9 protein-coding genes are annotated in these 12,602 nt (G+C 37.7%); 5 read left to right on the forward strand and 4 right to left on the reverse strand.

What is annotated here, in order from left to right:
- The first annotated feature begins 49 nt into the window (after window positions 1–49).
- The 3 genes from FLEMA_RS0110580 (at window position 50) to mtaB (ending at window position 4,407) form a co-directional block, all read left to right on the forward strand.
- Window positions 50–1,063, forward strand: coding sequence for a glutamine synthetase beta-grasp domain-containing protein (locus FLEMA_RS0110580; RefSeq protein ID WP_026995451.1), 1,014 nt, complete (start codon window positions 50–52; stop codon window positions 1,061–1,063).
- A gap of 118 nt (window positions 1,064–1,181) precedes the next feature.
- Window positions 1,182–3,020 (forward strand): LTA synthase family protein, encoded by a 1,839-nt coding sequence (locus FLEMA_RS0110585; RefSeq protein ID WP_144080079.1) that lies wholly within the window; start codon window positions 1,182–1,184, stop codon window positions 3,018–3,020.
- A 34-nt stretch (window positions 3,021–3,054) separates the two neighbouring features.
- The gene (mtaB, locus tag FLEMA_RS0110590; RefSeq protein ID WP_026995453.1) at window positions 3,055–4,407 is read left to right on the forward strand and encodes a tRNA (N(6)-L-threonylcarbamoyladenosine(37)-C(2))-methylthiotransferase MtaB; all 1,353 of its coding nucleotides are present in this window, start codon (window positions 3,055–3,057) and stop codon (window positions 4,405–4,407) included.
- Window positions 4,408–4,628: 221 nt separating this feature from the next.
- On the opposite strand, the gene FLEMA_RS68195 is transcribed toward mtaB, so the two are convergent.
- On the reverse strand, window positions 4,629–5,204 hold the full coding sequence (locus tag FLEMA_RS68195) for a 3'-5' exonuclease (RefSeq protein WP_044171233.1): 576 nt from the start codon (window positions 5,202–5,204) through the stop codon (window positions 4,629–4,631).
- 412 nt (window positions 5,205–5,616) lie between these two features.
- Between FLEMA_RS68195 and FLEMA_RS0110605 the strand changes: the two genes are divergently transcribed.
- On the forward strand, window positions 5,617–7,821 hold the full coding sequence (locus FLEMA_RS0110605) for a carbohydrate binding family 9 domain-containing protein (protein ID WP_026995454.1): 2,205 nt from the start codon (window positions 5,617–5,619) through the stop codon (window positions 7,819–7,821).
- Between the two features lie 162 nt (window positions 7,822–7,983).
- Here the strand turns inward: FLEMA_RS0110605 and FLEMA_RS0110610 are convergent, their stop codons facing one another.
- The 3 genes from FLEMA_RS0110610 to FLEMA_RS0110620 all read right to left on the reverse strand — a co-directional run bounded on the left by FLEMA_RS0110610 (window position 7,984) and on the right by FLEMA_RS0110620 (window position 11,280).
- A complete protein-coding gene (locus FLEMA_RS0110610; RefSeq protein ID WP_026995455.1) occupies window positions 7,984–9,324 on the reverse strand; it encodes an ammonium transporter in 1,341 nt (446 codons plus the stop codon).
- Between the two features lie 136 nt (window positions 9,325–9,460).
- A complete protein-coding gene (locus FLEMA_RS0110615) occupies window positions 9,461–10,588 on the reverse strand; it encodes a porin (RefSeq protein ID WP_026995456.1) in 1,128 nt (375 codons plus the stop codon).
- 344 nt (window positions 10,589–10,932) lie between these two features.
- Window positions 10,933–11,280 (reverse strand): 4Fe-4S dicluster domain-containing protein, encoded by a 348-nt coding sequence (locus FLEMA_RS0110620; protein WP_026995457.1) that lies wholly within the window; start codon window positions 11,278–11,280, stop codon window positions 10,933–10,935.
- 221 nt (window positions 11,281–11,501) lie between these two features.
- On the opposite strand from FLEMA_RS0110620, the gene FLEMA_RS0110625 reads away from it, so the two are divergent.
- Window positions 11,502–12,521, forward strand: coding sequence for an aldehyde dehydrogenase family protein (locus FLEMA_RS0110625; protein ID WP_026995458.1), 1,020 nt, complete (start codon window positions 11,502–11,504; stop codon window positions 12,519–12,521).
- The last annotated feature ends 81 nt before the right edge of the window (window positions 12,522–12,602 follow it).

A 12,602-nucleotide genomic window follows, 5' to 3' on the forward strand; every position in this document is an offset into this window, starting at 1 on the left:
CAAGATTTAAGAAATAATTAACCAATCAATAAAAACCAGTTAACTTATCATGGCAAAAGCTAAACTTGAGTATATTTGGCTGGATGGCTACAAACCAACACAGAGCCTCCGTAGCAAAACTAAAATCGAAAACAATTTTAGTGGTAAATTAGAAGATTGCGACATGTGGTCTTTCGATGGTTCTTCAACAGAACAAGCTCCAGGTGGTTCATCTGACTGTTTATTGAAACCAGTTTTCATTTGTGTTGACCCTGCTCGAAGAGATGCTTATTTGGTAATGTGCGAAGTGTTGAATGCTGATGGTACTCCACATGAGTCTAACGGTCGTGCTACTATCGAAGATGATGATAACGATTTCTGGTTCGGTTTTGAACAAGAATATTTCCTTTGGAATCTTGAAACAGACAAACCTCTTGGCTTCCCAGCTAACGGTTACCCTGCTCCTCAAGGCCCTTACTATTGCTCAGTTGGTGCTAAAAATGCTTATGGCAGAGATATCGTTGAAGAACACCTAGACATCTGTCTTGATGCTGGCTTGAACGTTGAAGGTATCAATGCTGAAGTTGCTGCTGGTCAGTGGGAATTCCAAATTTTCTCTAAAGGTGCAAAAGAAGCTGGTGACCAAATCTGGATTGCTCGCTATTTGTTGGAAAGACTTGGTGAAAAATATAACGTTGCTATCAACTGGCACTGTAAACCACTCGGAGCTACTGACTGGAACGGTTCTGGTATGCACGCTAACTTCTCTAACACAGCTCTTCGTACAGCTGGTAAGAAAGAAACTTACGACATCATTTGCGAAGCTTTCCGCCCCTACGTTGCTGAACACATTGCTGTATATGGTGCTGATAACCACTTGAGATTGACTGGTAAACACGAAACTCAGTCTATCGACCAATTCTCTTATGGTGTTTCTGACCGTGGTGCTTCTATCCGTATCCCAATCGCAGCTGTTGAAAAAGGCTGGAAAGGTTGGTTGGAAGACCGTCGTCCAAACTCAGCTGCTGACCCATACAAAGTTGCTGCTCGTATTATCAAAACTGTTAAAACTGCTAAAATCTAGTCTTAACAGTTCGCAATATTCAAAAGCCTGTTCCTTCCAGAACAGGCTTTTGTTATTTACAGCCTCTATACTTTTTTTCGTTATTAAATAAGTACCTTTGCAGAAAAATAGAGAAACCGTGTTATCAAAATTAAGCTTCCTCCTCAAATACTATTGCTTTTGGTGGGCATTTTTTGTCTTTTCCAAAATCCTTTTTCTTACCTATCATACCACCAAAACGCTGGAATTGTCTTTGGCAACGATTTTACAAACTTTTGTCGTTGGCTCAAAACTAGACTGGTCTTTTGCAGGCTATGTTTCACTTTTGCCTTTTTTAGTATATAGTTTTTCTGTTTTTCCCAAAATACAAAACAAGCTATATGTCTTTATTCAATCCTATACTATTATTGTGCTAGTACTATGCAGCCTGCTAGTAGTCATCGATATGGAACTTTACCGTACATGGGGCTTTAGGATTGACGCTACGCCACTGATGTACTTGTCTAATCCCCAAGAAATGATGGCTTCGGCTGGAGCTTCGCCCGTTTTTTTGTTGGTCGGAATCTTAGCAATATTATCGGGCTTAGGGATTTTCATATACCTCAAATACCTTTCGTTGCACACACAAAAAGTAAATACCCCTTTTTATTTTTTGCCAATTGGCTTATTTTTTACTGCCGTACTCATTATCCCAATTCGTGGAGGGCTACAGCTTGCCCCGATCAATCAAAGTGCTGTATATTTTTCTAATCAGGTATTTGCCAACCACGCAGCAATTAATCCCCTTTGGAATTTTGCCGACTCTTGGGTCAATAAAACTGCTATTAAGCAAAATCCTTATAATTATATCGAAAATGAAAGGGCTGAGAATCTCGTAGATTCTTTATTCTCGAATCCAAATGCACATACCGAATTGGTAATTGATACAAATGTGGCCAAACCGAATGTTTTAATTATTACTTGGGAAAGTTTAACAGCAAAAGTTTTCTCCAAAACAGGTGGCCTACCCAATATTTTACCCGAATTAGAACATATTGCCGATGAAGGGCTTTTATTTACTCGATGTTATGCCAGTGGCGACCGTTCAGACAAAGGGTTGGTGGCCATTTTGAGTGGATACCCCGCACAAACTACTGCCAGTATTATGACAATGCCCAAGAAAACTGCCAAATTACCTATTCTAAGCCAAGATTTTAAGAAACAAGGCTATTATACGGCTTGGTATTATGGCGGTGAACCCGAGTTTGCCAACATCAAATCTTATATGCTTGAAGGACAATTTGACCAACTTATTACCAAAGAAAGCTTTGACGCTAAAGATATGAATTCAAAATGGGGAGCACATGACCATGTTGTTTTCAAGAGAATTCTCAAGGACTTACAACATCAGACACAGCCATTTTTCATCAATTATTTTACCTTGAGTAGTCACGAACCCTTTGAAGTACCCATGAAAACGGCTTTTGAAGGCGAAGGCGAAAAAAGTTTATTTCTCAATGCTCATCATTATACCGACAAAAGTTTAGGCGAATTTATTAAAAAAGCCAAGGAACAATCTTGGTGGAAAAATACGTTAGTCATCATAGTGGCCGACCACGGTCATAGATTGCCCGAGAGTACCGACAAAGCTGAAAACTTCCATATTCCGATGGTTTGGACAGGTGGATTACTCAAAAGCAAAGGTAAGGTTATCAACACAGTATGCTCTCAGAATGACCTGATTGCCACGCTTTTGGCACAACTCAAGCTTAATCACACGGCTTATCGCTGGTCGAAAAATATACTGAGTACCCCCTACAAACCATTTGCGTATTTTGCCTTTAACAATGGCTTTGGGTTTGTCCAACAAAACAACAATTATACCTTCGACAACGAAGGCAAACAACTTATTCAATCAACAGGAAAAGTTAATTCACAAGATTTAGTTACAGGAAAAGCGTATCTCCAACAATCATTCCAAGATTTTTTGGATAAATAGCTGTAACTTTGCCTTATAGATTCCTATCAGATTTATGCAAAATATTGAAAATCATACCGATAAAAAGAAAGTAGCCTTTTATACATTAGGCTGTAAATTAAACTATTCCGAGACCTCCACTATCTCGCGAATGTTTGAAAACAAGGGTTATCAAAAGGTAGAATTTAACCAAAAGCCCGACATATTTATTATCAATACGTGTTCGGTAACCGAAAATGCCGATAAGAAATGTAAGAAAATTGTAAAGGAAGCCAACAAAATTAACCCTGACGGTTATGTTACTATTATTGGTTGTTATGCTCAGCTAAAACCTCAGGAAATTGCTGATATAGAAGGGGTTGATGCAGTTTTGGGTGCAGCCGAAAAGTTTCAGCTTATAGACCTCCTCGACGGCTTTGTTAAAGAACCAACACGACAAAAAGCAAAAGTATATAACCAAAATATTGAGGAAGCGATTGAGTACCATACCTCCTATTCACTAAACGACCGCACTCGTACTTTTCTGAAAGTACAAGATGGCTGTGACTACCCATGTTCATACTGTACTATTCCACTGGCACGAGGAGGCAGTCGCTCCGACACCGTTGCCAATGTGGTAAAAGCAGCCGAAGAAATAGCACAAAGTGGGGTTAAAGAAATTGTATTGACAGGTGTAAATATTGGTGACTTTGGCCTAAGAAATGGCAAACGAGAAGAGACATTCTTAGATTTGGTGCAGGCCTTGGACGAAGTAGAAGGTATTAGTCGTTTCAGAATCTCGTCGATAGAACCCAACTTGTTAACCGATGAAATTATAGCATTTGTAGCTCAATCAAAAAGATTTGTACCACATTTTCATATTCCTTTACAATCAGGCTCAAGCAAAGTTTTGGCTTTGATGAAAAGACGCTACAAAAAAGAATTATATATTGACCGTGTCAACAAAATCAAATCATTGATGCCAGATTGTTGTATTGGTGTTGATGTAATTGTAGGCCATCCAGGCGAAACAGACGAAGAGTTTCTGGAAACTTATAACTTCATTAACGAGCTACCTGTCAGCTATTTACATGTATTTACCTATTCGGAAAGAGAAAATACCCACGCTACAACGATCAAGCCTGTAGTACCACAAAGTAAAAGAGCCGAACGCTCAAAAATGCTACATATTCTTTCAGACAAAAAACGTCGTTTTTTCTATGAAGAACAATTAGGCAAAACATTTGAAGTATTGTTTGAAGAAGATATAGAAGATGGACAAATGCAGGGCTTTACCGAAAATTATGTACGAGTAACAGCCAAATATGACCCACTGCTTATTAACGAAACCAAGAAAGTGGCCTTAGTAGCCATCAATGAAAAAATGTTGGTAGAAGTAGAAGAAGCAGAAGTATATGAAACACATTAAAAAACAAAAAAGGCTGTTCAGAGTTGAGCAGCCTTTTCTTATAACAAAACAAAACCACAAGAAACCAAACTTGTGGTTCTGCAAAGATAAGGAATGTTTCTTAGAATAATACTACATACGAATACATTATCTAAAAAATGTTCAATTAGTTGTTACTTATAGTCTATTCTAATTCTGTTTACAGCTAACTTCCTGTATATGAATAGGATTATACGTTACGACTATCTTCTTTTATGTCTTTTCGATTGATTTGAACGATTCGATGTAAAGTTTTCTACCAATTCTTCTATGGTATTTGCCCCTAAATCTTCGGCTAATCTGAGCAAAAGTAAAGCACTCACTTCTGCGTCTTCCATAGCATTATGGTGATTAAACTGATGATTTAGCTTGTTTGTTGCCAATGTATTGAGGCCATACCCAGGCTCACCCACCCAAACTTTACGAGATAACTCCAAAGAACATAAGGTAGAAAAAGGGATTTTGGGAATTTCGTAATGGCTCATTACAGTTTGTAAAACACTGAAATCAAATTTACCATTGTGGGCTACTAGAGTGGTGTTATCAAGCATCGGTTTGATTTCGTGCCACACAACATCAAAGGTGGGTTGTTCTTCTAATAATTCGGCTGAAAGGCCATGTACCCTAAACTGATAATATCCAACTTCAAATGGAGTCGGTCGAATTAACCATTCTTTTTTTTCAACAATTACACCATTCTCGACCCTGACAGCCCCCAATGCACATGCACTACTCCTATAATTATTGGCAGTTTCAAAATCAATCGCAGTAAAATTCATTCTAAAAAAGTTCAAATGACCTATTCTATTTTAAAAAAACAGATGGGTCTAAATAACAATATCTTAACTATACTTAGTAAAACGGATTCATAGAATAATCCTAGAAAGCTATAATATGTGAAACTTCTTGTACCTTTATTATGCCTATTTAATTTCTGTATAGACTGCAAATATCGTGAAAAACCGATGAATTTCTTATTAAAATCAACAAATAAGCAAACCAACTAAGAATTATCCCTACAAACAACGATAATGATATAATTTAATATGATTCTATTTGTTGTTATATACTTTATTTTAAAGTAATTATCTATATAATTATATTTCTATCTATTCTATTGCTAACTTAAAAGAGCCTTGACACAGCCATTTTTTTCGACTCAAATACTATTTATATAACCCAATATTTTCTATGAGAAAAATTTTACTACTATTGCTTTTTAGTACAACTACTTTACAGGCTCAGGATGCCAACGTATTCAAGCCCGACTCTATCAAAAGAGTCATAGAAGCTATTGAAATTAATACTACCCTTAAAATTGATGGCTCACTCAATGATTCAGAATGGCAGAAAACCAAGCCTTCACCTAAATTTGTACAAATCGAGCCTTTTCAGGGTAACACCCCCAATCATCATACCGATGTAAGGGTTTTATACAACAAGCAGTTTTTGTACTTAGGCATTTTTGCAAAAGATTCTCTTGGCAGAAAAGCTATTCGTGCTACCGATTTCAAACGGGATTTCAACGCCATGCAACACGATTTGGTTACGCTGTCGTTTGATGGCTTCAACGACCAACGCAATGCCATGGCTTTTGCTACCAATCCTTATGGTGTTCAACGCGACTTACTTTCGTTTGATGATTTGTATTATGACGTTGATTGGGATGGCCTATGGAAAGTACGAACAACCCGCATAGATTCGGGCTGGGTTGCCGAAATAGCTATTCCTTGGCAAACTTTGCGTTACCCTAAAACCTCCGACTCGCTACAAAATTGGGGGTTTAATGTTTTTAGAAATAGGCGCTTATCAAACGAAACATCGGCTTTTGCTCCAGTGCCTCGTTCTTTTACTTCGCTACGAATGGATTATGCAGGAGTCCTCAAAAACCTACAACCACCACCACCCAAGCCTAATGTTAGAATCCAACCTTTTATTCTAACGTCGTTTGATCGCTACAAAGGGTTTGATAATAACAAGCCTAACGAAACGAGCCTTAAATTGGGGGGTGAACTCAAGTGGGCTATCAATCCGAATGCGGTATTGGACATTACAGCCAATACCGACTTTGCCCAAGCCGATGCCGACCGTCAGGTAAATAATGTGACTCGATTTTCTGTATTTTTTCCAGAAAGAAGACAGTTTTTTCTAGAAAATGCTTCATTATTTGGCATTGGTGTAAGCCGAAATCCTGATGAATCTGGTGGAAATATGCGGATACAGCCATTTTTTAGCCGAAGAATTGGCCTCGACGATACAGGTAATCCTATTCCAATAGATTTGGGAGGGCGCTTCGTATATCGTTCTTCTAAACGTAACTTCGGTGCAATTTTAATGCGACAAAGAGGCATTGAAGATTCGCCAGCAACTAATTTTTTTGTAGGAAGGTTTTCAGAAAATATCGGGAAACAAAATAGAATTGGGGGGCTAGTTACAGTAAAAAGTCGTCCAGAAAGTGCCAATGTGGTAAGTTCAATCGATGGGTTCTTCCGTTTGGGCGAGTCGCATTCACTCAGTACTATGGTTTCTCATAGTAGTACAAGCAATACCAATAAGCAAGGTATTTCGGCCTATGCACAGTATTTCTTTGTCAATAATCAATTTAAAATCTGGTGGACTCAGTCGATTGTTACGAAAGACTACGACCCTGAATTGGGCTTTGTGTCTCGCAACGACGTTGTAGGTACAACACCCGGTATATTTTGGTGGTATCGTGGCAAATATTTACCTTTCAAAAAATGGCTACGAGCCTGGGAACCAAGTATTTTCCCCGAGTTTTATCATCAAGTATCTACAGGAAAGCTTATTGAAAAAACTTGGACGATTTACCCCATTTGGCTTAATTTTCAGAATGGTGCTTATTTTGGCTATAGTGCTACTCCTACTTTTCAGGAACTCACCGAACCATTTGAGCCACTGGGTATCACAATTCGGACAGGACAATATAATTATTTTCGTCATCAGATTTATGCAAGTACCGACCCCTCAAGGGTTTTAAACTTACAGACTATCTATAACTGGGGAAGTTATTTCAATGGAAAGTTGTACTCGGGCGACTGGACGCTACAATTTGCTCCAATGCCTCATTTTTCATTGACGGCTCGTTTCAATCGTAATCATTTTGTAGAAGTTGGCGAAAACAATACCACCTCGACTGTTGATCTATATGCTTTGGAAGGAAGGTTTGCCCTTAACCCGAGGGTACAATTGATAGGTTTTTATCAGCGTAATTCTGAAAATGAATCTCAAAATTACAATATTCGACTTTCTTGGGAATATCAACCTTTATCATACATCTATGTGGTACTCAATCATCGAGACTTTCAGGATATTCAACTAAAAAATATGGCTGAAAATCATGTAATTGCCAAAGTAAGTTATCTGAAGCAGTTTTAAAGAGAGATTGTAGAGATATAGATTATTTATTCAAAGATAGGTTAGTGATAAACCCATATATATATAACAGTAAAAAGCCCTCTGACACAGTCTGAGGGCTTTTTTTCTGAAACAAAACCACAAGAACCATTACTTGTGGTCATGCTTTTATGTAATAAAATTCTAAACTTCTACTAAAGATTCGTCGTGTTGAGAAATATCCAAACCAACTCTTTCTTCTTCTTCTGTTACACGCAAAGGAACAATTTTGTCTGTGATAAACAACAAAGCATAAGAACCTAAGAATGCAAATGCAGATACAACTACCAATGCAACAATGTGTTTGATTAATAAAGCTGGGTCGCCAGTGATAAAGAAACCTTGTTCTGTATCTACAACTGCACCATTGATAGCTTTTGAAGCAAACAAACCTGTCAACAACATACCCATCATACCACCTGTACCATGGCAAGGGAATACGTCTAGTGTATCATCCAATTTTGAGTTGGCTCTCCAGTGTGCAGCAATGTTAGAAACAATAGCCGAAACTGTACCAATAAAGATTGCCGCTGTGATAGAAACAAAACCAGAAGCTGGAGTAATAGCCACCAAGCCTACAACAGCACCAATACTAAAGCCTAATGCTGAAACTTTACGACCACGTGTTACATCAAACAATACCCATGACAAACCTGCCGAAGCTGCAGCTACTTGAGTTGTAGCAAATGCTGATACCGCCAATGGACCTGCTCCTACTGCCGAACCTGCATTGAAACCAAACCAACCAAACCAAAGTAAACCAGTACCTAACAATACGTAAGGAATGTTTGCTGGAGGTAAAATATTAGCTTCTACGTGTGCTTTACGACGCTTCAAGTAAATAGCACCTGCCAAAGCAGCCCAACCCGCACTCATGTGTACTACAGTACCACCTGCAAAGTCAAGAACACCATATTTGAACAACCAACCATCTGGGTGCCATGTCCAGTGTGCCAATGGAGCATACACCGCAACACAAAACAATACCATAAATAATACAAATGCACGGAAGTTGATACGCTCAGCCAAAGCTCCTGAAATCAAGGCTGGTGTGATTACCGCAAACTTCATTTGGAAGAAAGCAAATAAAGCGAATGGAATAGTTGGTGCTAAAGACCAAGGCTTACCATCAAATACACCTTTAAACATAGCGTAGTCCAATGGGTTACCTACAAAGCCTCCAATTGAAGAACCAAATGCAAGGCTAAAACCAAATAGTACCCAAATTACAGTAATAACACCCATAGCGATGAATGACTGTAACATCGTTGAGATTACGTTTTTGTGGTTAACCATACCACCATAAAAGTAAGCCAAACCTGGGGTCATCAATAATACTAAAGCCGCAGATACTAACATCCATGCAGTGTCGCCTGCACTAATACCTTCTGTAACTGCTGGGCCAGGAGCTGGAACAAATGCTGCGGCAATGGCAACTGCCAAAAGCACTAACATTGGAATCCATGATGGTTTTTGTTGTGTCATAATAATAAGTATTTTAGGGTTTATGGATTTGTTTTCAGAGAAACATTGTACATAATGTTTGATATAAATAAATAAGGTATCAAACACCTTGAGTAATAGTCACGAATAAAGTTTTATTCGTGACTAAAACCTTATATTAGAATTTGTAAATCATTGCCCAAGTTAATGTTGTTTGTGATTTTTTATCAACATTATCGCCATCTACAAAGAAGTTTTTGTCGAATGAATCAACTCTCAATTCTGGTTTCAATAACAAGTGGCCATCGGCTACTGTAAAAGTAGGTGTGATTGTGAATGAGTTAACCTTAACACCTTCTCCGTTAGCTACCAAAGCCGTCATACCATTTTTGTTTGAGAATGACTCATAACGAGCACCCAAGCTAAATGTACTAGTAAAATCATATTTTGGATATACAGCAAAACCACCCCAAGATTCATTGCTGAATTTACCATCTCCATTTTTATCTTCAACACCAGTCGCAGCATTCAAGCCTAACAAGAATTTCTCTGTTACTTGGTAAGTTGTAGCCAAATCTATCAAGTTATAAGTACCTTTTGGCGTAAGTCCTGTTGATGGGTCTTTAGCGTTACGGTTAATAGTAATACCGTTTACATAAACGTTCCAGCCAGCTACTGGTTGTACAAACACCTGAGCAATCAACCCTGGTTTGTTGTTGTTGCTATAAAGTGCATCTACCCCACTTACAATGCCACCCATCAATGCAAATTTGTCAGAGAATGCGTATGCTGCTTTTACCCCAACATGGTAGAATGGACCGTTGTTGAATAAGTTTGACAAAGAATAGTGGTAGTTTACTGGGGCATCAATTACTTCATAACCGATGTGAGTACCAAACTGACCCGCCGTCAATGTGAATTTATCTGTTGCTTTCCAGTTGAAATACGCTTGTTTGATAATAAGTGAAGAAGAACCATCTGTTCCGAGTGGCCCGATATTGTTACCATAGTTACCCAAATCAGCGTTAGGACCAAAAGCTAAATCCAAAACCACATCCGATTTTTGAGTTGAGTATCCAATTTTAGTTTGTACCAAACCTAATGAAAAACCTGTTTTTTGGTCGAATGCTCTAGCTGTTCCTGAAGCACCACCGTTTTTCATATCTCTTGGATTATTGAAGTTTGTTAAATAGTAAGAATCAATGTAGCCAGAAAATGTAAACTTACTTTTTTCTTCTTCTTTATCTTGTGAAAAAGCCGGAACTGCCAAAAACAAAGAAAATAATGCGGTTAATGTTTTTTTCATAATATTATTTGGTTAATTGATTAATAATTAATGCTTGATTACAATGCAAATATTATAGGTAAAAATCATTAATCCAAATTTTTTAGATAATTTTTAAACCTATTTTGTGACTTTTTTCAAAAAATAATCCAAATTACCTCTTCATATAGACCAAAATATTCCAATTTCACATAAAAATAGCATATATAGGTTCAATTTATAACTTATTCTGTTTTTTCAACAATTAACCAAATATTCTTTGTTTACGATTTCAAGATTTTTTTGCACAAAACCAATAAAAAAGCCCCGATTTCTTCCGAAATCGGGGCTTTGTACGTTTTCTAACAATTGTATTATACCTTGTTCTATTCAGCGTGCAACCATGCTTTCTTAGCCAAAAGAGTTTCTTCGTCTTCTACGTTGTCAGGGTCAGGAACACAACAATCTACTGGACAAACTGCCGCACACTGTGGTTCTTCATGAAATCCCATACACTCGGTACACTTATCTGATACTATATAATAAAATTCGTCAGAAACTGGAGTCATTGGATCTTTCCCACCAATTACGGTACCGTCTTCCAATTCAACGTCTACCAACTTAGTACCACCCGACCAAGTCCACTCAACACCACCTTCATAGATTGCAGTATTTGGACATTCTGGTTCGCAAGCTCCACAGTTGATACACTCCTCGGTTATGATAATTGCCATAGCTTTAAAAAATTTAATAAAAACGTTATCGGTTAATTGCTATCGGTTAATCATGAATAATTATCGCTATAAATTCAAAATTTACTGATAATGATTTTGATACCTAAATAACTAGCACACAAATTTAATAACTAAACACTGAATAGGCTACATAGTTTGAAGACTATTGTAAAAATTTTATTTGACCAGATTTGATTACCTTTGTGAAAATATTTTTAATTATGACTTTAGAATCACGAATTAAGGCTTTTTTAGCACTCGGTCGCTTTTTAAAAGACGAAAAAAACAAAGCAGAAATTGAACTTTGGGCAGATTCGGCCGTTCATCAAAACAACTGGTTTACGCCTCAAAACACCTTGAACTCGCTTCAAGCAATTGCTGATTTGTACCTCGAAGAGGAGGCTCTCCGCCAGTGGGTTGAACTATACGATATTCCCGAAAGGCCACAGACGGTTTTCCGTATTGGTGTTATTATGGCTGGTAATATTCCTGCGGTGGGTTTTCATGATTTATTAACTATTATTATATCGGGGCATGCTTGTGCTGCTAAACTTAGCTCGCAAGATTCAGTAATTATGAAGGCTATTATCCTAAAATTACTCGAAATAGAGCCTGATTTGGATATTACCTTGGCAGAACAGCTCAAAGATGTAGATGCCTTGATTGCTACTGGTTCTGATAATTCGTCTCGTTATTTTGAATACTATTTTAGAAATAAACCGCATATTATCCGCAAAAATCGCTCTTCGGTGGCGGTATTGAATGGCCAAGAAACAGCCGAAGATTTCCTTGGCTTGGGCTACGACATTACGTCGTATTATGGCTTGGGCTGTCGTAATATTTCTAAATTATATGTTCCTGTAGGCTACGATTTCTCTGATTTTTATGATACTATCGAGCCGCTTGGCGATATTTTTTACCACAACAAATACAAAAATAATTACGACTACAATAAGTCTATTTATTTAGTCAATGGTGTTTTGCATTACGACAATGGCTTTTTGGTACTTACCGAAAGCGAAAATTTGGTATCACCTATTTCGGTCGTGTTTTTTGAAAGATACCACTCGGTAGAAGAATTACAGGAAAAATTGGTAGTTCATGCCGACAAGATTCAATGTATTGTAGCTAAAGATGCTTGGCTAGAGGGTAGTTTGCCTTTCGGACAATCGCAAAAGCCTAAGATTTGGGACTATGCCGATGGTGTTGATACAATGCGTTTTTTGCTTGAATTGTCATAAAATCAAACATGAGTCGTCCCGAATTTTGGGCTAATTTAAAATCAAAACCTCATGTTTGTATTTATTGGGATTTACGAGGTA

Origin of the sequence: Flectobacillus major DSM 103, assembly GCF_000427405.1 — a bacterium.
GTDB classification, from domain to species: domain Bacteria; phylum Bacteroidota; class Bacteroidia; order Cytophagales; family Spirosomataceae; genus Flectobacillus; species Flectobacillus major.